The following is a 22,164-nucleotide window of genomic DNA, read 5'->3' as shown; positions in this document are numbered from 1 at the left end:
GAGCTGTGACGCGGTTGAGGGACGGGTTCGGCGCGCTGCTGCTGGATCTGGACGGCACGCTGTATCGAGGGAGCCGGGTCGTTCCGGGGGCGCCCGCGGCGCTGCTGGACGGGCCCGATTCGCAGGCGCTGATGTATGTCACCAACAACGCGAGCCGGTCGGCCGCGTCGGTGGCGGGGCACCTGGCCCAGCTGGGCTTCGCCGCGACCGCCGACGACGTGGTGACCAGCGCCCAGGCGGCCGCGCACGTGCTGGCCGGGCGGCTGAGCCCGGGGGCCACCGTGCTGATCGTCGGCACCGACGACCTGGCCGCCGAGATCGATCGGGTCGGATTGCGGCCGATCCGGCGGTTCGAGGACGCGCCGCCCGATGCCGTGGTGCAGGGGCATTCGCCCGAGACCGCCTGGCCGGATCTCGCCGAGGCGGCCTACGCACTGCGGGCCGGTGCCCTGTGGGTGGCCGCCAACACCGATGCCACACTGCCGAACGAGCGTGGTCTCGCGCCCGGCAACGGGTCGATGGTCGCCGCCCTGCGGACCGCTACGGAGCGAGAGCCGATCGTCGCGGGCAAGCCGTACGCGCCGCTGCTGGAGGATGCGCTCGACCGCGCGGGCACCCGTGCCGCCCTGGTCGTCGGCGATCGTCTCGATACCGATATCGACGGCGCCCATCGCGTCGGGTTGCCGTCGCTGCTGGTGCTCACCGGTGTCAGTACCCTCGACGACCTGCGCAAGCAGGCGCCCGACCAACTCCCCACCTACGTCTCCGACTCGCTCGACGCGTTGAATCACCCAGTGGCGCAAGCGGTTTCGGTCCGCGCCGCCGAGGGTGACCTCGCCGACCGACTGGCCGACCTGCTGCGGCAGCATCCGGGTCGAGCGATTCCGATCGCCGCCTGACCGGCCACCCGGGTGCCTGTCCGGATCCGCCGAGACGATCGTCGCGCGTCGACATAGCTTGCCCGATCGGCGCGATGGCTCGGTAATCCACGTGAGTCTGTGGTCCCACGGTCGTACAGTCGGCTCATGATCGACTGCCCGGAGTGCGGATTCACCTATGATCCAGCGACCGCGGATGCTGCGGCGCAGGCGATTCGAGACGGAATCGACGAGGTGGCCGGGTTGCTGCTGCGGCCGGACGAGGATCCGCGGCCGCGGCGGCGGGACACCCTGTGGTCACCGCTCGAGTACGCCTGCCACCTGCGTGACACGTTGCTGGTGCAGCGTGAGCGGGTGCTGGCGGCCCGGCGCACCGACCGGCCCGACTGCACGCCGATGGGTCGCGACGAACGCGTCGACCACGACGGCTACGCCGATCAGGACCCCGCGGATGTCGCCCGCCAAATCACCGATGCCGCCCTCATGTTCACCAACGTGCTCGACCGCCTCGACGCCCCGGCCTGGGACCGCATCGTCATCTACCACTACCCCGAACCCGGAACCGAGCGCTCACTGCGCTGGGTAGCCGTGCACACCGTCCACGAGGTCCGCCACCACCTCCTCGACATCCGCCGCCAGCTGCCCTCGCCATAGCTCCGCCACGGCGGCGGGCGATGGCGGCGAGTTCGTGGGCGGCGGTGGGGAGTTTGAGCCACCATCTCTCGCCGAAGCGGTAGTCGGCGGCGGGGGTGAGGCGAGCGGCGAGGTCGGGGCGTTGCAGGAGAAGGTAGCGGCGGGCTCGGGCGGCGTGCATGGGGTCCGAGGCGATCTTGACGCGGTCGGCGTGTTCGATCAGCGGGGTGGTGAATTCGATGTTCTGCCAGGTATTTTCGGCGTTGGTCTCGGTCCGGATGCGGTCGGCGCGGATGCCGAAGGTGTCGCGGGTCCAGCGCGCCATCACCTCGGCCTCGGACCAGTCGCGCCGGACCGCACCCCCGGTGAAGACCAGCGTGCCCTCGGCGCGGGGATCGAGAGACCGGGCGGCGATCCGGCAGCGCCACCGCTGGAGTGGATGTGTGCTGCCGTCGTGCTTGGCGGGGTAGCCCAGTACGACGACGGCTTCCGTTCCGCCGGGAGGTACCGGGCGTCGCGGCAGGTACTGCCGCGACGCGCGCCAGCTCAGGAATTCGGCGACGCCGATCGCCGCGGCGAGGCCCAGCCCCGCCGCCACCCATCGGTTCGTCCCGAGCCGATCACCTCGCACCCGCCAATTGTGCCAACCGCCCCGCCGAGCATGCGCACGGACTCGTCCCACAGGCGTTCCGCGTTCCCCTCGTCGAGGGCAGAGGGTGCGACGCCGTTCATGAACTCCGCGGTGACCGGTGTCAGGACGGGCGGGCGATGGCACGCCCGGAATCCCGGTCGGAACGCGTGTTCGAATCCGAATTCCGGTAGCGTTGTCGGCACCATGACTACCCCGATGTCTCGTCCGCACGAATCCGGGGCGCACGGGCCCCGTCCGGGCGTTCCGCTGCCCGGCCAGCACCTGGCGGGCGCGAACCCCGCGGAGTTCGCCGACCCGCAGCAGGTGCGCTCGGAGATCGATGCGCTACTGGCGGAACTGGCTGCGGGAGCACGCGGTTCGGAGTCGGCGGGCCTGGCGGCCGCGCTGCCGACCTCGGCGAACGCGGGCACCGACATCACCCGGCGGGCTCGCATTCTGGAGCAGGCACACGAGGTGCTGGTCCAGGCCCTGGCGACGGTGGACAAGATCTGAGTTGGCCAGGCGCGCGCGGGTGGACGCCGAGCTGGTTCGCCGCGGATTGGCGCGGTCGCGGGAACACGCGGTCGAGCTGATCGGCGCGGGCCGCGTCCTGATCAACGGCACGGTCGCGGCCAAGCCGGCCACGGCCGTGGAACCGGGTATCCCGCTGCTGGTGCGTGAGGAACCCGACGAGGTGCGGTGGGCCTCGCGGGGCGCGCACAAACTGCTGGGCGCGCTCGCGGCGTTCGAACCGGAAGGTCTGGCCGTCTCGGGCCGCCGCTGCCTCGACGCCGGCGCCTCGACCGGCGGCTTCACCGATGTGCTGCTGACGCGAGGCGCTCGCGAGGTGGTGGCGGTGGACGTCGGCTACGGCCAATTGATCTGGCGGTTGCAGAACGACGAGCGGGTGCGTATCCACGATCGCACCAATGTGCGGTCGTTGACGCCCGACGCGATCGGCGGGACCGTCGAACTCGTGGTCGCCGATCTGTCGTTCATCTCGCTGGGTCTGGTGCTGCCAGCCTTGGCACAGTGCTGCGCGCCCGGAGCGGACCTGTTGCCCATGGTGAAACCGCAATTCGAGGTCGGCAAGCAGCGAGTAGGCTCCGGCGGCGTGGTGCGTGATCCGGGATTGCGGGGTGAGGCGGTGCGCGAGGTGGCGGCCGTGGCCGCGAACCTCGGGCTGGCGACCCGCGGCGTGGTGGCCAGTCCGCTGCCCGGACCGTCCGGCAATGTCGAATACTTCCTGTGGTTGCGCAAGGAATCCGGCGACCACGTCGCGGTGCCGGATGTCGCGGCGCTGGTGCGGCGGGCGGTCGAGGAGGGGCCACAGTGAAACGGGACATTCTGCTCGTCGCGCATCCCGGCCGACCCGAACTCACCGAGACCGCGCACCGGATGGCGAAGATCTTCGAGGACGCCGGAATCGGCCTGCGCCTGCTGGAGGACGAGGCCGACAGCACCCGGCTGGACTGCGACGAGACCGGCACCCCCGACGGCTATCCGGTGCAGGTCGTCTCGCACGGCCCCGACGCCGCCGTGGGCTGCGAGATGGTGCTGGCGCTCGGCGGTGACGGCACCTTCCTGCGCGCCGCGGAGCTGGCCCGCGCGGCACGGGTGCCGGTACTGGGAATCAATCTGGGCCGCATCGGTTTTCTCACCGAGGCCGAGGCCGAGCATCTGGACGACGCGCTGGCGCAGGTGGTGCGTGGCGATTACCGCATCGAGCGGCGGATGACGATAGATGTCAGTGTTCGCGTCGATGATGTAGTCGTGGAACGTGGATGGGCCCTCAACGAGGCCAGCATCGAGAACGCCGCCCGGATGGGCGTGCTGGAGGTGGTGCTGGAGGTCGACGGCCGCCCCGTGTCCCAATTCGGCTGCGACGGGGTACTGATCGCGACCCCGACCGGCTCCACCGCCTACGCGTTCTCCGCGGGCGGCCCGGTGGTGTGGCCGGAGCTGGAGGCGCTGCTGGTGATCCCGAGCAACGCCCACGCCCTGTTCGCGCGTCCGCTGGTGACCAGCCCGGATTCGCGCATAGCGGTGGAAACCGTTGCCACGGGCCATGATGCGATCGTTTTCCTGGACGGCCGCCGGACGCTCGCGCTGCCGAAGGGCGGCCGGTTCGAGGCGGTGCGGGGGACCGAGCCGGTGCATTGGGTGCGGCTGGATTCCGCGCCCTTCGCCGACCGGATGGTGCGCAAATTCCAACTGCCCGTGACCGGCTGGCGAGGTCGGTCGCCGGAGCGGTCGGGCCGAACGGAGAGCACGAGTGCTGACAGAGATCAGGATTGACGGGCTGGGCGTCATTTCCACCGCCACAGCGCAATTCCACGCGGGGCTGACCTGCCTGACCGGCGAGACGGGCGCGGGCAAGACGATGGTGGTGACGAGCCTGCACCTGCTCGGCGGAGCGCGCGCCGACGCGGGCCGGGTGCGCCAGGGCGCCGCGCGAGCCGTGGTGGAGGGCCGGTTCACCGTCGACGAGGTGCACGACGGCGCCCGCGACGAGGTCGAGAAGGTGCTGGAATCGGCTGGGGCGCAACGCGATGACGACGGCAGCATCATCGCCGTGCGGACCGTCGGCAGCGACGGCCGCTCGCGCGCGCATCTGGGCGGGCGCAGCGTGCCCGCGGCGGTGCTGAACGATTTCACCGCCCCGCTGCTGACCGTGCACGGCCAGAACGATCAGCTGCGCCTGCAGCGCCCCGAACAGCAGCTGCGTGCTCTCGACCAGTTCGCCGGTGCGGCGATGGACGGATTGCTGCGCAAATATCAGCTGGCCCGCCGGACCTGGCTGCAGGCGCGCGCGGAACTGCTCGAGCGCACCGAGCGCAGCCGCGAACTGGCGCTGGAGGCCGACCGGCTGAAGTATTCGCTGGACGAGATCGACGCCATCGCACCGGAACCCGGCGAGGACGACCGCATCGTCGCCGAGGTGCGCCGCTTGTCGGATCTGGATTCGCTGCGCGAGTCGGCGACCTCGGCGCACGACGCGCTGGCCGGTCCGGCCGACTCGCCCGGCGAGGGCGCGGGGGCGCTGGATCTGCTCGGCGCCGCGCGGGCCCGGCTGGAATCGGCGGAGGATCGCGCGCTGGCGGAGCTGGCGCCCCGCCTCGGCGAGGCGATCTCGGTGGTGGTCGACGTCACCACCGAACTCAGCACCTACCTGTCGGATCTGCCGTCGGATCCGAGCGCGCTGGATTCGCTGCTGAACCGCCAGGCCGAATTGAAAACGCTGACAAGGAAATACGCGCCGGACATCGACGGCGTGCGGGCCTGGGCCGAGGAGGCGCGCGGCCGCCTGGACTCGCTCGACGTGTCCGACGAGGCGCTCGCCGCGCTCGCCGCCGAGGTGGACAATGCCGCCGACCAGGTGCGCGAGACGGCGAAGAAGCTGTCCACGGCGCGGGCGAAGGCCGCCAAGAAGCTGGCCGCCGCCGTGAGTGCCGAGTTGTCCGGCTTGGCGATGGGCCGCGCCAAGCTCGAGGTCGTGGTGCGGCCGGTGCCCGCCGCCGCACAGGATTCGGCCCCGATCACGTTGGACGGCAAGGAATTACACGCCGGGGCCGCCGGTGTGGACGAGGTCGAGTTCCGGCTGTCGGCGCACTCGGGGGCACAGTCGCTGCCACTGAGCAAGAGCGCGTCCGGCGGTGAGCTGTCGCGCGTGATGCTGGCGCTCGAGGTGGTGCTGTCCAGCTCCGAGCACGGTGCCACCATGGTGTTCGACGAGGTCGATGCCGGGGTGGGCGGTCGCGCCGCGGTCGAGATCGGCCGCCGCCTGGCCCGGCTGGCCCGCACCCATCAGGTCATCGTGGTGACCCACCTGCCGCAGGTGGCCGCCTTCGCCGACACCCACCTGGTGGTCGACAAGGTGGACGACGGCAAGGGCGTGAACAGCGGCGTCCACGCCCTCACCAACGACGAACGAGTAAAGGAACTGGCCCGCATGCTCGCCGGTCTCGACGACACCGAAACCGGCCGCGCCCACGCCGAGGAACTCCTCGAAACCGCCCGTACCGAAAAGGACAGTACGCCCGCGGCCAGTTGAGGATTACTTGGCGGCGGCCTTGCGAGCCGCGCTCAGGAACGGGCTGATGAGCCCCTTCAGCAGCAGCTGGGTCAGCGCCGCGGGGACGGGGACCTTGGGGTCGGAGTCCATGCGGTAGGTGACCAGGGTGCCGCCGCCGGGAGCGTCGGCGAAGGTGATGGTGCCGGTGTGGCTGCGGACCGGGGCGCCGGCGACGATCTTGTACGCCATGCGCTCGTTGGGTACCAGCTCGGTGGTCTCCTCGGTGATGCCGACGCCGCCGACACCGACGCGGTAGCGGGCGCCGACTCCGGCGGGCTCGGGCGAACCGGGCTGCTTCAGGGTGAACTTCACGGGCAGATACCCGTTGAGGCTGTCACGCTCGGTGAACAGCTTGTACACCACCTCGCGCGGGGCGGGAACGACGGTGTCGAGGGTGGTGCTTGCCATAACTTCTCCTTCGCGCGTGCGTGCCCGTGCGGGCCGCCGGTGTGCCGTGTGGCACAGCATATCGGTACCCCGCCGCGGCCGTAGCTGGCGCGTCGCTGGCATCACAGTGACGAATCAGGTAGCGGAATGCGGCGCGCCTCCACCACGGGTTGAGGGTTTGGGCCCATCATCGGACGTCATGAAGATGCTGGCACTGTTGTCGAGGAGCACCGAAACGCTGCCCGGTGTGTCCGGGATAGCCCGGGTCGACCGCAACACCCGGCGTCTGCTCAAGCGGGTCGGACCGGGCGACGTCGTGGTGCTCGACGAGATGGATCTGGATCGGCTCACCGCCGACCGGCTGGTCGAGGCGGGTGTGGCGGCGGTCGTGAACGCCTCGCCCTCGATTTCCGGGCGCTATCCGAACCTGGGCCCGGAAGTGCTGGTGGCCAACGGGATCCTGCTGCTGGACGCGGTGTCCTCGGATGTCTTCACCAAGATCAAGGACGGGGTGAAGGTCCGGGTCGACGAGGGGGTCGTCTACGCCGACCGGCTCACCAAGAAGGTGCCCGAGGCGCTGGTCGAGGGCATCGAACTGACCGAATCGGCGATCGCCGAGCGCATGATCGCCGCCCGTAACGGCCTGGCCGACCATCTGGAAGCTTTCGCGGGCAACACGATCGAGTTCGTTCGCACCGAAAGCGCCTTGCTGATCGACGGTCTGGGCATGCCCGACCTCGAATTATCCATGCGCAAGAGGCATGTCGTGGTGGTGGCCGACGGACCCGACCATCGAGACGACCTGAAATCGCTCAAGCCCTTCATCAAGGAGTACGCGCCGATCCTGGTCGGGGTGGGTCGCGGCGCCGACACGCTCACGCGCTGCGGCTACCGGCCCGACCTGATCGTCGGCGATCCCGAGGAGATCACGGCGACCACGCTGAAGTGCGGCGCCGAGGTGATCCTGCCCGCCGACACCGACGGGCACGCCAAGGGCCTGGAACGCATCCAGGACCTGGGCATCGGCGCCACCACCTTCCCGTCGTCGGGCTCGGCGACGGATCTGGCGCTGCTGCTCGCCGACCACCACGGCGCGTCGCTCATCGTCACCTGCGGCGCGGCCGCCTCGCTGGACGACTTCTTCGACCGCAGTCGCCGCGAGTCCAATCCGGCGACCTTCCTGACCAGGCTCAAGACCGGATCCAAGCTGATGGACGCGAAGGCCGTGGCGACGCTGTACCGGCATCACACCTCGGGCTGGGCGGCGGCGCTGCTGGTGCTGGCCGCGCTGATCGCCTTGATCGTCGCTCTGCTGGTCTCGCAGCACACCGGGGGCGAGGCGCTGAACTGGGCGCGCGACACCTGGCAGCACGCCGAATCCTGGGCGCGTGGGCTGCTGGACCGAAAACTCTAAGGGGGACAAGTGTTTTCGCTACGACGGCACGCCGTTCCGATCGCCGCGGTCCTGCTCGCGGTCGCGGTCGGCGTGCTTCTGGGCGCACAGCTGCGCGGTGGCCCGTCGCAGACCGACCGGAGCGACCGGCGCGCGGGTGCGCTGGCCGCCGAGAACGGCGAACTCACCGACCGATTGCGGTCCGCCGACGCCTTCATCGCGCGGTCTGCGGGACGGTTGCTGGGTGGGACGCTGACCGACCGCACGGTGCTGGTGTTCACCACGCCCGACGCCGACGCCGCCGATGTCGAGGCGGTCACCAAGGCGTTGACGACGGCCGGTGCGGTGGTCGGCGGCACGGTCGCGCTGACCGACGCCTTCGTGGACTCGGGGCAGGGCGACCGGCTGCGCACGGCGATCACCAACATGATCCCGGCGGGCGCGCAACTGCCGACCGGTGCCGTCGACCAGGGCAGTCTGGCCGGTGACCTGCTCGGGACGGCGTTGCTCACCGATCCCGGCAGCGGGCAACCCCGCGCGACGGATCAGGAACGCGGGCTGATCCTCGACACGTTGCGGGGCGGTGGCTTTCTCACGGCCGACACGGTGCACCCCGCGCAGCTCGCCGTGGTGGTGACCGGTGCCGGTGCGCGGGCAGAGGAGAACAATCGCGGGTCGATCGTCGGCCGGTTCGCCGGTGGGCTGAAAGGCCGCGGCGCGGGTGTGGTGCTGGCCGGACGGCCGGGCGCTGCCGCGGGTTCGGGACCCATCGCCGTGGTGCGTGGTGACTCCCAGCTCGGCGCGGCGGTCACCACGGTCGACAATGTCGACTCCGAGATCGGCCGCGTCACAACGGCACTCGGGCTCGGCGAGCAGCTGCACGGCGTGATCGGCCGCTACGGCACGGGAGACAGGGCGAGTTCCCTGACCGTCGCCGCCGCGCCGCAGTGAGGCTCGAGGCCCCGCGCGGCACACATCCGGACAATCGTGCCGACGACTCGACCACCGCAGCCGTTGCCGGGGCCAGCGGGGTCGGTGTGCCCGCAGCGCCGGATGGGGCGCAAGTGACGAAGGAACTTCCAGCCATCCCGCGGCTACCTCGCGTGGCGTCGATTCGCCGGCGCTTTTCGTGTTAACGTGAAGTCCCGTGGGTCAATCACGGATTCCGGCGCTCTCTCCCCATCAGACTGCCACCAAACTCATCTTCGTCAGCGGTGGTGTCGCCTCCTCCCTGGGCAAGGGACTTACCGCCTCCAGCCTCGGCCAACTGCTCACCGCGCGCGGTCTGCGCGTGACGATGCAGAAGCTCGATCCCTATCTCAACGTCGATCCCGGCACCATGAACCCCTTCCAGCACGGTGAGGTGTTCGTGACCGAGGACGGCGCGGAGACCGATCTCGACGTCGGCCACTACGAGCGCTTCCTCGACCGGGATCTGTCGCAGGCCGCCAATGTCACCACCGGTCAGGTGTATTCGTCGGTGATCGCCAAGGAACGCCGCGGCGAGTATCTCGGCGACACCGTCCAGGTGATCCCGCACATCACCGACGAGATCAAGAGCCGCGTGCTGGCCACCGTCGGCCCGGACCTGTACGGCCAGGTCCCGGACGTGGTGATCGTCGAGATCGGCGGCACCGTCGGCGATATCGAGTCGCAGCCGTTCCTGGAGGCGGCCCGGCAGATCCGCCACGAGGTGGGGCGGGAGAACGTCTTCTTCCTGCACGTCACCCTGGTGCCGTACCTGGCGCCGTCCGGTGAGCTGAAGACCAAGCCGACCCAGCACTCCGTCGCCGCGCTGCGCAATATCGGTATCCAGCCCGACGCGCTGATCCTGCGCTGTGATCGCGAGGTGCCGCCGGGGCTGAAGAACAAGATCGCCCTGATGTGCGACGTCGACGTCGACGCCTGTATCTCCACCCCGGACGCGCCGTCGATCTACGACATCCCGCGCGTGCTGCACCGCGAGGGCCTGGACGCCTATGTCGTGCGCAAGCTGGGCCTGCCGTTCCGCGATGTGGACTGGACCGTGTGGGGCGATCTGCTCGACCGGGTGCACAACCCGCGCGAGCACGTCACCGTCGCGCTGGTCGGCAAGTACGTCGATCTGCCCGACGCCTACCTGTCGGTGACCGAGGCCCTGCGCTCGGGCGGCTTCGCGGCCAAGGCGAAGGTGAACATCCGCTGGGTGCAGTCCGACGAGTGCGAGACCCCCGCCGGCGCCCAGCAGCACCTGCACGACGTCGACGCGGTGCTCATCCCCGGCGGGTTCGGCATCCGCGGCATCGAGGGCAAGGTCGGCGCCATCCACTACGCGCGCACCCGCGGCATCCCGCTGCTGGGGCTGTGCCTGGGGCTGCAGTGCATGGTGATCGAGGCGGCCCGCTCGGTCGGCCTCACGGACGCCAACTCCGCCGAGTTCGAACCCGACACCGAGCATCCGGTGATCTCGACCATGGCCGACCAGCAGGCAGCCGTGGCCGGTGCGGCCGATCTCGGCGGCACCATGCGGCTGGGCGCGTATCCCGCTGTGCTGCAACCGGATTCGGTCGTGGCGCAGGCGTACGGCGCCACCGAGGTGTCCGAGCGGCATCGGCATCGCTTCGAGGTGAACAACGCCTACCGCGACAAGATCGCCCAGAGCGGCCTGCGATTCAGCGGCACCTCCCCGGACGGGCATCTGGTCGAGTTCGTCGAACTGCCCGCCGACCGGCATCCGTATTTCGTTGCCACCCAGGCACATCCGGAGTTGAAGAGCCGCCCCACCCGCCCGCACCCGTTGTTCGCCGGACTGATCAGCGCGGCGCTGAAATACAAGGCGGCCGAACGGCTTCCGGTCGACATCGAGGGTGACATCACCGTCGACGAGGGGGAGCGGGTCGCCCGGTGACCACCACTCCCGGCAGCCACGACTTCGAGACGGTCGCCAGCCGCACGGTGTACTCGGGCGCGATCCTGGCGCTGCGGCTGGACCAGGTGGCGATGCCGGGCGGGCGGGTCGCCGAACGCGAGGTCATCGAGCACCACGGCGCCGTCGCCGTCGCCGCGCTGGACGACGACGGCAACGTGGTGCTGATCAACCAGTACCGCCATCCGGTGGGCCGCCGGTTGCTCGAGCTGCCCGCGGGCCTGCTCGATCAGCCCGGCGAGGACCCGCTCGCCGCGGCCCGGCGCGAACTCGCCGAGGAGACCGGCCTGGCCGCCCGCGAATGGTCGGTACTGGTGGACGTGGCCCTGTCGCCGGGGTTCACCGACGAGTCGCTGCGCATCTACCTGGCCACCGGACTGCACGAAACCGACCGTCCCGAACCGGAACTGGAGGAGGCGGACCTCGAGATCGTGCGTTTGCCGCTGGACGCGGCGGTGCGTGCCGCGCTGTCCGGCGAGATCGTCAACGCGACCGCGGTGGCGGGCGTGCTGGCGCTGTCCACCGCGCGCGCCCGGGAGGTTCCGCTGCGCCCGGCCGACGCGCCCTGGCCCGGGATGCCGACGGCGTTCCTGCGCCGCAAGGCCCGCGAGCACGAGGCGCGCGACGCGGAGTAACGGAACCGGTCGGTGTCGGGCCGGGCGGTGAAAGCGCATGCGACTCATGCAATCCGAATCTCGCAGATCCCGAGTTGCCGCCGGGTTCCTGGTCTCGCGCCGCTCTGGTATGCATGTGGGTATGCGCGAGGCGAACCCGGTGCCGGTCACCCTGGATCCGCGGGTGGCCGCCCGGGCGCGTGAGGTCGTATGAGACGCGGTGAAGTCTGGCGGTACGCGCCGGTGCTGCCCGACGGCACCCCGGCGCCGCGCCGCACCACCGTGGTGGTGGTGTCGGACCCGGCGGTGATCACCTCGCCGTACCGCTGGCTGCACGTCGTCCCGTTCGCCGAGGCCGACCCGGGGCACGTGCTGACCATCCACACCTGCCACGGCTGGGCCGACGCGCTCGAGTTCCACCGGGTCTACCGGGTGTGGCTGGCCGAACTGGCGGGCGAACTGTCCGCCGAGGAGATGGACGCGCTCGACACCCGGCTGCGAGCCGCCCTGAGCCTGTAGCGGGGCCCTGTAGCGGGGCGGCGTTGTAGCGGGGCACAGACGGGCGAGTTGTCCGTCCGTCGCCCGCGGGCGCGTGTCCGGTCCGGTGTGACGCCGGGTGCTGCTGCCATGATGTGATCCGTGACTGTCCCGCCGCACCGGATCGTGCCCCGGCGGGCGGTGCCCGCGGGCGGGATTCGGCCGCGCGGGTGGGATACGGTCGCGCGGGACGCGGCAGTAGGGAGCGACGGGTGTTGCAGCGGCAGATCCAGGCGTACCTCGACCATCTGACGGTCGAGCGCGGCGCGGCGCGCAACACCTCCAGCGCCTACCGGCGCGACCTCGAGCGATACCGGGAATTCCTGTCCCGGCGCGGGATCGACGGGCTGGACCGGGTCACCGAGAGCGATATCGCCGACTTCGTGGTCGCATTGCGCGCCGGGGGCGACGGTTACCCGCCGCTGGCGGCCAGTTCCGCCGCCCGGGGCCTGGTCGCGGTGCGCGGGCTGCACCGGTTCGCCGCCGCCGAGGGCATCACCGCGGGCGATGTCGCGCACGCGGTCAAACCGCCGACCCCGGCCCGCCGATTGCCGAAAGCCCTTCCGTACGACCAGGTTTCGCGGCTGCTGGAGGCAGCGGGCGGTACCGGACCGGCCGACGGGGGGCCGCGGGGACTACGCGATCGCGCCCTGCTCGAGCTGCTGTACTCGACCGGCGCCCGCATCTCCGAGGTCGTCGGGCTCGACATCGACGACATCGACACCGCGGACCGCGCGGTCGTGCTGCACGGCAAGGGCGGCAAGCAGCGCATGGTACCGATCGGTCGTCCGGCGCTCGCGGCCCTGGACGCCTATCTCGTCCGCGGCCGGCCCGCATTGGCCTTGCGCGGCAAGGGAAATCCGGCACTGTTCTGCAATGTCCGCGGCGGCCGGCTGTCGCGGCAGAGCGCCTGGCAGGTGCTGCAGGACGCGGCGGAGCGCGCGGGAATCGGCGCCACGGTCTCGCCGCACACGCTGCGCCATTCGTTCGCGACGCATCTGCTCGACGGCGGCGCCGATGTCCGGGTCGTGCAGGAGCTGCTGGGCCACGCCTCGGTGACGACCACCCAGATCTACACGTTGGTGACCGTCAACACGCTGCACGAGGTGTGGGCGACCGCGCATCCGCGCGCGAGGTGACCCGTTCCCGGCCTGTGGCATATTGTTTCCTCGGGTTAGCTGTGCGGCGGATCAGGAGGCAGAATCATTTCCAGCTACAGGCTGCCGGACGGGCGGATTCCCGTCGTACTCTCCGCCGAGAATTCCGACCTGCTGACGCGTGAAGCGGTCGCGGTGCGCGCCTATCTCGACGAACACCCCGATGCGGGCGCCGATCAGATTTCCGCCGCGTTGCTGCGGACCCGAACGGTCCGGCCGCACCGCGCGCTCGCCATGGTCTCCGACCGCGATGAGCTGCGCCGCGCCCTGGACGCCGTCGTGTCGGGGGAATCCGATCCGGCGGTGGTGCGCGGCGAGCGACCGGCCACCACACAGCGCACCGCATTCGTCTTTCCCGGGCAGGGCAGTCAGCGGCCGGGCATGGGACGGATCTACTACGACCGCTCGGCGGCCTATCGTGCCCGGGTCGACGAGTGCGCGGTCATCCTCGGTGACGAACTCGGAGCGCCCGAACCGCTGCACTATCTGCTCGTCGAGGACGACCAGTACACCGACGACATCGGCGTGCTGCAGCCGGCGCTGTTCATGCACACCCTCGGCTTGGCCGCGATGTGGCTGGCCGCCGGCGTCACCCCGGTGGCGACCATCGGGCACAGCCAGGGTGAGCTGGCGGCGGCGGTGGTGTGCGGCATGTCCACCGTGCGCGACGCGCTGGTGGCGACGAAGGTGCGCGCCGATCTCATCGCCGAGCACGCGCCGCGGGGCTACACCATGGCGGTGCTCGGAGTGGACGTCGCCGAATGTGAGTCGATCATCGCCCGCAACATCGGCTGGCTGAAACTGTCGGTAGTGAACTCGCCCCATATCGTCGCCGTCTCCGGACACCGGGCGGCGGTGCTGGAGGTCATCGAATCCGTCCGGGCGAGCGCTCGATTCGCCAAGGAGATCCGCGTCGACTACCCGGCGCACACCGATGTCGTCGCGCCCTACCGGCGGCTCGCCGTCGAGGGTGTGCGCGAGCACCTGTACGAGTGGACCTTCGACGACTCCGACATTCCGCTGTTCGCCTCGACCATCGGCGGCCGGATGCCGCCGGGACTGCCGCAGGCGGACTTCTGGTTCCTGAACCTGCGCAACCGGGTGCGGTTCGACCAGGCCACCATGGCCGCCGCGGACAGCGCGGACCTGTTCGTCGAACTGGCCGACAACCCGATGCTGGCGCTGGCGGTGCAGGAGAATTTGGTCACCGCCCGGGCCGCGAAGAACGCTGCCGAGCAGGAGAACCTGACCACCGCCCGGGCCGCGGAGAACGCTGCCGACACAGGGTTCGGGCTGGTCGCCACCTCCCGCCGCGAGGCCGAGGACCTCACCGAGTTCACCCGCAACCTCGCCACCGTCGCCGTGCGCGATGTGCGCTTTCGCTGGGACCTGCTCACCGACGGCGCGGTCGCCAAGCCCGGTCCCGCCGCACCGCAAGGTTTTCCCAGGCGCGCCGTCTCCGACACGGCCGACACCGATGCGGACATTCCCGACTGGATCGTGCCGCCGCACGAGATTGCCGACTGATCTCGCCGGTGCCGGTCGCGGCCACGATTAGTGTTGACTCCGATGCGGTATTCATGTTCACACTCGATGCCGGACCGTGCTGCGGGCATGTTCACAGAGCGTGTCCGAGCATAGGTCTTGCGCTCGCAAGCGGTAGCGTCTATGGGGTCTGGATGCGACCCTGGGTGACGTCGGGTGGGAACACTTCCCGCGGCGCTCGGCGGGGCATTTGGGCAGGAAAACTGAAGGAGCAGCGGATATGACGACAGCCGACGCGGCCGAACCGCCGATCAGAGCTGCGGCAGAACCGCTTTCACAGACCCGGCCAGGCTCGCGCATCGAGCAGGCGGCCCAGACCTTGTGGGAGGCGAAGGACATCGTGGCGGACGGCACGGAACTCGGCCCGACCGGTCGCCCCCTGCGCGAAATTCCGGAACCCCCGCCCGTGACCGGGGACGGCGACGCGCTGATCGTCGCCATGTGCAATCAGAAGGGCGGGGTCGGCAAGACCACCTCCACCATCAATCTCGGTGCCGCGCTGGCCGAATACGGGCGCCGGGTGCTGCTGGTCGATCTGGATCCGCAGGGGGCGTTATCGGCGGGCCTCGGCGTCGCGCATCACGATCTGGACCTCACCGTGCACAATCTGCTGGTCGGTGGCCGCGCGAGCGCGGACGACGTGCTGATGAAGACCAAGGTCGACAACATGGACCTGCTACCCAGCAACATCGATCTGTCGGCCGCGGAGATCCAGCTGGTCAACGAGGTCGGCCGGGAGCAGACGCTGGGCCGCGCGTTGGCTCCGTTGCGGGGCAGCTACGACTACATCCTCATCGACTGCCAGCCGTCGCTCGGGCTGCTCACCGTCAACGCGCTGGCCTGCGCCGACGGCGTGATCATTCCGATGGAGTGCGAATACTTCTCGCTGCGCGGACTCGCGCTGCTCACCGACACCGTGGAGAAAGTGCGGGACCGGTTGAACCCGCGCCTGAGCCTGTCCGGCATCGTGGTCACCATGTTCGATGCTCGATTGCTGCATTCGCGGCAGGTGATGTCACGGGTGGTCGAGGTGTTCGGCGAGCTGGTGTACGACACCGTGATCAACCGGACGGTGCGCTTCCCGGATGCCAGCGTGGCCGGTGAGCCCATCACCACCTGGGCGCCGAAATCGGCTGGCGCGGAAGCGTATCGGGCGATGGCACGGGAAGTCATCCACCGGTCGGGCCGGTGACGGAGACCATCCGGTCAGCAGTTCAGGACTTGCCCGCCCCCGCCGCGCCGGACGATCCGGACAGATCGGCCGGATTTCATCTGCGGCTGAGCAACTTCGAGGGTCCGTTCGACCTGCTGCTGCAATTGATCAGTCAGCGTCGGCTCGACGTCACCGAGGTGGCGTTGCATCAGGTCACCGATGAATTCATCGCCTACACCAAGATGCTGACGGCGAGCCTGGATGCCGATCCGACGCTGCGTGCGGACAAGATCCTCGACCAGACCACCGAGTTCCTGGTGGTGGCCGCCACGCTGCTGGATCTGAAGGCCGCGCGGCTGCTGCCCGCCGGTGAGGTGACCGACGAGGACGATCTGGAACTGCTGGAGGCTCGCGACCTGCTGTTCGCGCGGCTGCTGCAATACCGGGCGTTCAAGCAGGTCGCCGAACTGCTGGGGGAGCTGGAACAGGCGGCGCTGCGGCGGTATCCGCGGGCGGTGTCGCTGGAGGAGCGATTCCTCGACCTGCTGCCGGAGGTTACCCTGGGGGTCGACGCCGCCGGTTTCGCCGAGGTCGCCGCGGCGGCGTTCCGGCCGCGGCCGACGCCGAAGGTGGGGCTGGACCATCTGCACGCCCACGCCATCTCGGTCGCCGAGCAGGCCGCGCTGGTGCTGGAGATGCTGAAGAACCGCGGAGCGGGCGGCTGGACCACGTTCCCGGAACTGTGTGCCGACTGCGACGTACCGATCCAGATCGTCGCCCGCTTCCTGGCCCTGCTGGAGCTCTACCGAGGCAAGACGATCGAATTCGACCAGCCCGACCCCCTCGGTCCACTGGCGATCAGCTGGGTCGGTGAACCGGAGGACCAGCCCGCCCAACCGCTGACAATCGACGAGGACTACGGGTGACGAACGACAGCGCGGCTACGAACCCCGCCGGCACGGAAGCAGCAACTCCAGATCCCGGCGCGGGCGGTGTCGCCGCAACGGGCGTCCGGACCGACTCCTTCGCCTCATCCGAACGCTCGGCCTCATCCGAACGCTCCGCCTCATCCGGACGCTCGGCGCCGATGCGGCAAACCGCAGCGGAGATCGCGGCGGAACTCGTGCGTGCCGCGAGCGATACGGCCGACACCACCGACACCGCTGTCACATCGGAGACCACTGCTGCCGGTGAACGCGGTGCCGACACGCGATCCGCCGATGTCAGGGCGGCTGATCTCGGGACGGCTGTCGGCACCGAGCCGTTCGGTGGTGGGCAGGCGCATGGTGATGGCAGGGGCGAGGTGGCTGACGGTGGGTTCGACGCTCGTGTCGATGTGAGTGACGACACTGCGGGTGAGGCGCCGGAGGTCCTCGATGACGAGGAGTTTCGGTCGGCGCTGGAGGCGATGTTGCTGATCGTGGACGCGCCCGCGCCGGTGGAGTTGCTGGCTTCGGCGCTGGACGACAGTGAGCAGCGGGTGGAGCGGGCGTTGCGGGAGATGTCGGCGGAGTTGACGGCGCGGCGCAGCGGTATGGACCTGCGATTCGTGGGCGACGGGTGGCGCTACTACACTCGAACCGACTTCGCGCCGTACGTCGAGCGGATGCTGCTGGACGGGGCGCGGTCCAAGCTCACCAGGGCCGCCTTGGAGACGCTGGCGGTCATCGCCTATCGTCAACCGGTTACGCGAGCACGGGTCAGCGCCGTGCGTGGAGTGAACGTCGACGGCGTGATCCGGACCCTGGTGGCACGCGGCCTCATCGCCGAGGCCGGGACCGATCCGGAGACCAACGGCACCCTGTACGTCACGACCGAGCTGTTCCTGGAACGCATCGGGCTCGCGTCGCTGGCGGAACTGCCGTCGCTGGCGCCCCTGCTGCCGGGCGTCGACCTGATCGACGAGATCAACGAGAGCCTGGACACCGACCCGCGGTACGCCAAGCTGAGGAAACCCGCCGAGGCCGATATCGACCTCGGCTCAGAGGATTGACAGGACAACGTGAATACACCCGCTCGCCGAGATGGCACACCGGATCCCAGAAAACGTAGTGACGAGCCACCCCGTGGCTCATCCCGCGGACGCGGCCCCCAAGGCGCACGCGGCGACTCCGGCGGAAACTACGGCCGCCGCGATGGCAACGGAAGTGGCTACTCCGGCCGCGGTGGAAACACCGGCGGCGGTTACTCCGGGCGCGGGGGAGACGCGGGTCGTGGTGGGGACAAGCGCGGTGGCTATTCCGGCCGAGGTGACAGCGGCGGCTACGCGAGCCGCGGCGACCGATCCGGCGGTTACTCCGGGCGCGGCGGCTCGGATCGGCCAGGCCGAGGCTACGGCGCGGCCCAGGACGATCGCCGTGATTTCGGTGGCCGGTCCGGTTCGGATCGATCCGGCCGCAACGACTTCTCGCGTGGCCGCGGGGAGGCCTCCGGTGGCACCAATTCCCAATGGCGAGGCGGCTATTCGCAGGATCGCGGCACCTCGCAAAGCCGCGGCTATTCGCAGGATCGCGGTGGGAGCTCGCAGGGCGGCGGTTATTCGGGCGACCGTGGTAGTGCCCCGCAGGGCCGTGGTGGGAGCCCGCAGGGCCGTGGTTATTCGGGCGACCGTGGTGGCAGCTCGCAGGGTCGCAATTATCCGCAGGATCGTGGTGGCAGCTCGCAGGGTCGCGGTTTTTCGCAGGATCGTGGTGGCAGCTCGCAGGGCCGTGGTTTTTCGCAGGATCGTGGCAGTAGCTCACAAGGCCGTGGCTACTCGAACGACCGTGGCAGCAGTTCGCAAGGTCGCGGTTATTCGCAGGACCGGGGCGGTAGTTCGCAGGGGGGCGGCTACTCGCAAGAGCGTGGGGGTTACTCCGGGGCGCGGGGTGGGGGCGAGCGGTCCGGATTCCGTGGTGGAGGGGATGAGCGTGGTGGTTATGGGGCCGGACGGGGGCGTCCCGGGCAGAGCGGCCGGGGCGAAAGCCGTTCGCTGGCAGGCAAACCCAGCATCGGCGGTGGTCGGCCGCTGACGCCCAAACCGGCGCCGAGCCGCAAGCCGAAACCGCAGCGCAAACAGCCGACTGTGCTCAGCTTCGCCAAGCCCGCGCGGCACCAGCATGTCGAGCCGGAGGAGACCGGGCCGAAGAAGCTGCCCTGGGGCGAGGGCGAGCGACTGCAGAAGGTGCTCGCCAAGGCCGGCGTGGCCTCCCGCCGCGCCGCCGAGGAGCTGATCGAGCAGGGCCGTGTGGAGGTCGACGGCGCGATCGTCCGTGAACAGGGCTTGCGCATCGACCCGAATACCGCGGTGGTCCGCGTCGACGGCGTACGCATCGTGGTCCGCGACGAACAAGTGTACCTCGCCCTGAACAAGCCGAAGGGCTACCAGTCGACCATGTCCGACGAACTCGGCCGCCCCTGCGTGGGCGATATCGTCGCCGAGCGGGTGATGGCCGGGCAGCGCCTGTTTCATGTCGGCCGCCTCGACGCCGAGACCGAGGGTTTGCTCCTGCTCACCAACGACGGCGACCTGGCTCACCGGCTGATGCATCCCTCGTTCGAGGTCAGCAAGACCTACCTGGCGACCGTGCAGGGCGAGGTCCAGCGCGGCATCGGCAGACAACTGCGCGACGGCGTCGAACTCGACGACGGCCCGGCGCGCGTCGACAAATTCCAGGTGCTGGAGGTCGGCGAGGGCAAGTCGCTGGTCAAGGTGGTGCTGCACGAGGGCCGCAAACACATCGTGCGCCGGTTGCTCGACGCGGTCGGTCATCCGGTGATCGCGCTGGTGCGGACCAACATCGGCCCGGTCGCGCTCGGCGACCAGCGGCCCGGCACGCTGCGGGTGCTCGGCCGTGACGAAATCGGGAAGCTCTACGAGGCGGTGGCGTTGTGAACGGTGTGCAAGCAGGAGGAAGCGTCGTGGACGGTACGCGGATTCCGGACGAGCTGTCCCGGGCGACGCTGGTCGTCGCGATGGACGGCCCGTCGGGTACCGGGAAGTCGAGCGTGTCGCGCAAACTCGCCACCCGGATGGGTGCGCGTTATCTCGACACCGGCGCGATGTACCGGGTGGCGACCCTGCGCGTGCTACGCAACGACGTCGATCTGTCCGACGCGGTGGCCATCGCGACCGCCGTGAAGGATCTGCCGTTGACCATCGGCACCGATCCCGCACACGAGGTGATCGAGCTGGACGGCGAGGACGTCTCCATCGAGATCCGCGGCAACGAGGTGACCAAGGCGGTCTCCGCGGTCTCGGCGGTGCCCGAGGTCCGCGAGCAGCTGGTCGCGTTGCAGCGGGAGATCGCCGTGGCCGCCGGGCGCATCGTCGTGGAGGGGCGCGACATCGGCACGGTCGTGCTGCCCGACGCCGACGCCAAGATCTATCTGACCGCCTCGGCGGAGGCCCGGGCGTTCCGGCGCAATCAGCAGAACATCGCCGAGGGCCGCGGCGACGACTACGAGGCGGTGCTGGCCGACGTGCAGCGCCGCGACAACCTGGATTCCACCCGTGCGGTCTCGCCGCTGCGGCCGGCCGCCGACGCGGTGCTGGTCGACACCAGCGAGCTCACCCGCGAGCAGGTCATCGACGAGCTGTATCAGGTTGTGGCACAACAAGTTTCGGCGGGAGGCGGGCAATGACGCAGGAGACCTTCGCCACCGACGGCGTCTGGTCGGACGAAACCGACTGGGAGATCGCCGATCTCGACGGTGACGTGGCGGCGCAGGAGCAGCTGCCGATGCCGACGGTGGCGGTCGTGGGCCGTCCGAACGTCGGCAAATCGACTCTGGTGAACCGGATTCTGGGCCGCCGCGAGGCCGTGGTGGAGGATGTGCCGGGTGTGACCCGCGATCGCATCTCCTACGAGGCGTCGTGGGCAGGCCGGCGGTTCCTGGTGCAGGACACCGGCGGCTGGGAGCCCGACGCCAAGGGGCTGCAGCAGTCGGTGGCGCGGCAGGCCGAGCTGGCGATGCGAACCGCGGACGCCATCCTGCTGGTGGTGGACGCGACCGTGGGCGCCACCGCGACCGACGAAGCGGTGGCGAAGGTGTTGCGCCGCTCCAAGACTCCGGTCATCCTCGTCGCCAACAAGGTGGACGGCGCGAAGCTGGAGGCGGAGGCCGCGGTGCTCTGGTCGCTGGGCCTGGGCGAGCCGCGGCTGGTGTCCGCGGCACACGGCCGGGGCACCGGTGACCTGCTCGACGACCTGCTCGGGGTGCTGCCGGAGACGCCGCGCGAGGACGGTGTCGTGGTGGCGGGGCCGCGCCGGGTCGCGCTGGTGGGCAAGCCGAACGTCGGCAAGTCCAGCCTGTTGAACAAGCTCGCGGGCGACGAGCGTTCGGTGGTGCACGACGTGGCCGGGACCACCGTCGACCCGGTCGATTCCTTGGTCGAATTGGGCGGCAAGCCTTGGCGTTTCGTCGACACCGCCGGTTTGCGGCGCAAGGTGGTCAATGCCAGCGGCACCGAGTACTACGCCTCGCTGCGCACCAAATCGGCCATCGAGGCGGCCGAGGTCGCCGTCATGCTGATCGACGCCTCGCAGCCGATCACCGAGCAGGACCTGCGGGTGATCAGCATGATCGCCGACGCCGGGCGGGCACTGGTGATCGCCTACAACAAGTGGGATCTGGTCGACGAGGACCGCCGCTACCAGCTCGAGCGCGAGGTGGACCGCGAGATGGTCCAGGTGCCGTGGGCCCAGCGGGTCAACATCTCGGCCCACACCGGCCGCGCGGTCCAAAAGCTGGTCCCCGCAATGGAAACCGCGCTGGAGTCATGGGACAAGCGCATCCCCACCGGCCGCCTGAACACGTGGCTCAAGGAAGTGGTAGCGGCCACCCCGCCCCCCATGCGCGGCGGCCGCCTTCCCCGCGTCCTGTTCGCCACCCAGGCAACGACGCGCCCACCCACCTTCGTCCTGTTCACCACCGGCTTCCTGGAGGCGGGCTACCGCCGCTTCCTGGAACGCCGCCTCCGCGAGGAATTCGGTTTCGACGGCTCCCCGGTACGCATCTCCATCCGGGTCCGCGAGAAGCGCGACCGCCGCAAGCGCTGAGCCCTAACGCGATTCGATGCGGGTCGGCGCCTGGGGGAGCGCCGACCCGCACCGACACGCGGACCGCAGCAAGCATTGAGACATCGCGGGTCGACATCAGGTAGATACCTATACCGTGATATGCGCATCTACACATCAATCCCCGCTGTGCCGGGCGGACGCGACTTGCAGACCCTTGGGCCACGCCGAATCGAAGCATGCGCGGTGCGCGCAGA

20 protein-coding genes and 1 pseudogene are annotated in these 22,164 nt (G+C 69.9%); 19 read left to right on the top strand and 2 right to left on the bottom strand.

Translation table 11 applies throughout. The features are described 5' to 3' along the window. The first annotated feature begins 5 nt into the window (after positions 1–5). On the top strand, positions 6–899 hold the full coding sequence (locus NWFMUON74_RS22610) for an HAD-IIA family hydrolase (RefSeq protein ID WP_232110517.1): 894 nt from the start codon (positions 6–8) through the stop codon (positions 897–899). Positions 900–1,025: 126 nt separating this feature from the next. Next, positions 1,026–1,532 (top strand): DinB family protein, encoded by a 507-nt coding sequence (locus tag NWFMUON74_RS22605; RefSeq protein ID WP_187683827.1) that lies wholly within the window; start codon positions 1,026–1,028, stop codon positions 1,530–1,532. On the opposite strand, the gene NWFMUON74_RS22600 is transcribed toward NWFMUON74_RS22605, so the two are convergent. Then, positions 1,414–2,142: a YdcF family protein gene (locus NWFMUON74_RS22600; RefSeq protein WP_187683826.1), complete on the bottom strand. Its 729-nt coding sequence runs from the start codon at positions 2,140–2,142 to the stop codon at positions 1,414–1,416. The two genes, NWFMUON74_RS22605 and NWFMUON74_RS22600, sit on opposite strands and share 119 nt — an antisense overlap. Before the next feature lie 204 nt (positions 2,143–2,346). On the opposite strand from NWFMUON74_RS22600, the gene NWFMUON74_RS22595 reads away from it, so the two are divergent. From NWFMUON74_RS22595 to recN, 4 genes are read left to right on the top strand one after another with little or no spacing between them, the layout of a single operon-like run. After that, the gene (locus NWFMUON74_RS22595; protein ID WP_187683825.1) at positions 2,347–2,655 is read left to right on the top strand and encodes a hypothetical protein; all 309 of its coding nucleotides are present in this window, start codon (positions 2,347–2,349) and stop codon (positions 2,653–2,655) included. Position 2,656: 1 nt separating this feature from the next. Then, positions 2,657–3,478, top strand: coding sequence for a TlyA family RNA methyltransferase (locus NWFMUON74_RS22590; protein ID WP_187683824.1), 822 nt, complete (start codon positions 2,657–2,659; stop codon positions 3,476–3,478). Beyond that, positions 3,475–4,440: an NAD kinase gene (locus NWFMUON74_RS22585; RefSeq protein WP_187683823.1), complete on the top strand. Its 966-nt coding sequence runs from the start codon at positions 3,475–3,477 to the stop codon at positions 4,438–4,440. The genes NWFMUON74_RS22590 and NWFMUON74_RS22585 overlap by 4 nt, the downstream gene beginning before the upstream one ends. Next, complete coding sequence (recN, locus tag NWFMUON74_RS22580; RefSeq protein WP_187683822.1) at positions 4,418–6,196, top strand: DNA repair protein RecN; 1,779 nt, start codon at positions 4,418–4,420, stop codon at positions 6,194–6,196. The genes NWFMUON74_RS22585 and recN overlap by 23 nt, the downstream gene beginning before the upstream one ends. 3 nt (positions 6,197–6,199) lie before the next feature. Here recN and NWFMUON74_RS22575 read toward each other — a convergent pair whose 3' ends face one another. Further along, entirely contained in the window at positions 6,200–6,625 is a 426-nt protein-coding gene (locus tag NWFMUON74_RS22575; RefSeq protein ID WP_187683821.1) for an SRPBCC family protein, read from the bottom strand. Positions 6,626–6,803: 178 nt separating this feature from the next. Here NWFMUON74_RS22575 and steA point away from each other — a divergent pair, with 178 nt between their 5' ends. From steA to der, 13 genes and pseudogenes are all read left to right on the top strand, one after another. Continuing rightward, a complete protein-coding gene (gene steA / locus NWFMUON74_RS22570) occupies positions 6,804–8,018 on the top strand; it encodes a putative cytokinetic ring protein SteA (RefSeq protein WP_187683820.1) in 1,215 nt (404 codons plus the stop codon). Positions 8,019–8,027: 9 nt separating this feature from the next. After that, entirely contained in the window at positions 8,028–8,948 is a 921-nt protein-coding gene (locus tag NWFMUON74_RS22565) for a copper transporter (RefSeq protein ID WP_187683819.1), read from the top strand. 196 nt (positions 8,949–9,144) lie between these two features. Next, on the top strand, positions 9,145–10,884 hold the full coding sequence (locus NWFMUON74_RS22560; protein ID WP_187683818.1) for a CTP synthase: 1,740 nt from the start codon (positions 9,145–9,147) through the stop codon (positions 10,882–10,884). Then, on the top strand, positions 10,881–11,537 hold the full coding sequence (locus NWFMUON74_RS22555; protein ID WP_187683817.1) for an NUDIX domain-containing protein: 657 nt from the start codon (positions 10,881–10,883) through the stop codon (positions 11,535–11,537). The genes NWFMUON74_RS22560 and NWFMUON74_RS22555 overlap by 4 nt, the downstream gene beginning before the upstream one ends. Positions 11,538–11,726: 189 nt before the next feature. After that, positions 11,727–12,035, top strand: coding sequence for a hypothetical protein (locus NWFMUON74_RS22550; protein WP_187683816.1), 309 nt, complete (start codon positions 11,727–11,729; stop codon positions 12,033–12,035). Positions 12,036–12,265: 230 nt separating this feature from the next. Further along, positions 12,266–13,192 (top strand): site-specific tyrosine recombinase XerD, encoded by a 927-nt coding sequence (xerD, locus tag NWFMUON74_RS22545; RefSeq protein ID WP_187683815.1) that lies wholly within the window; start codon positions 12,266–12,268, stop codon positions 13,190–13,192. A 153-nt stretch (positions 13,193–13,345) separates the two neighbouring features. Beyond that, complete coding sequence (locus NWFMUON74_RS22540) at positions 13,346–14,737, top strand: acyltransferase domain-containing protein (protein ID WP_187683814.1); 1,392 nt, start codon at positions 13,346–13,348, stop codon at positions 14,735–14,737. Positions 14,738–14,975: 238 nt separating this feature from the next. Further along, positions 14,976–15,947, top strand: a complete 972-nt coding sequence (locus NWFMUON74_RS22535) for a ParA family protein (protein ID WP_187683813.1) — start codon at positions 14,976–14,978, stop codon at positions 15,945–15,947. Further along, complete coding sequence (locus NWFMUON74_RS22530) at positions 15,944–16,834, top strand: segregation and condensation protein A (RefSeq protein WP_187683812.1); 891 nt, start codon at positions 15,944–15,946, stop codon at positions 16,832–16,834. Before NWFMUON74_RS22535 ends, NWFMUON74_RS22530 begins: the two co-directional genes overlap by 4 nt. Before the next feature lie 410 nt (positions 16,835–17,244). Next, complete coding sequence (gene scpB, locus NWFMUON74_RS22525; protein WP_232110516.1) at positions 17,245–17,901, top strand: SMC-Scp complex subunit ScpB; 657 nt, start codon at positions 17,245–17,247, stop codon at positions 17,899–17,901. A 1,041-nt stretch (positions 17,902–18,942) separates the two neighbouring features. Then, positions 18,943–19,782: pseudogene (locus tag NWFMUON74_RS22520) on the top strand (pseudouridine synthase); the annotation flags it as partial. 80 nt (positions 19,783–19,862) lie between these two features. After that, positions 19,863–20,531 carry a (d)CMP kinase gene (cmk, locus tag NWFMUON74_RS22515; RefSeq protein WP_187689344.1) on the top strand — a complete coding sequence of 223 codons (669 nt, stop codon included), beginning with the start codon at positions 19,863–19,865 and terminating at the stop codon, positions 20,529–20,531. After that, positions 20,528–21,949, top strand: coding sequence for a ribosome biogenesis GTPase Der (gene der / locus NWFMUON74_RS22510; protein WP_187683811.1), 1,422 nt, complete (start codon positions 20,528–20,530; stop codon positions 21,947–21,949). The genes cmk and der overlap by 4 nt, the downstream gene beginning before the upstream one ends. The last annotated feature ends 215 nt before the right edge of the window (positions 21,950–22,164 follow it).

Source organism: Nocardia wallacei, assembly GCF_014466955.1.
Taxonomy (GTDB): domain Bacteria; phylum Actinomycetota; class Actinomycetes; order Mycobacteriales; family Mycobacteriaceae; genus Nocardia; species Nocardia wallacei.
This window is presented reverse-complemented; position numbering and strand designations above follow the sequence as displayed.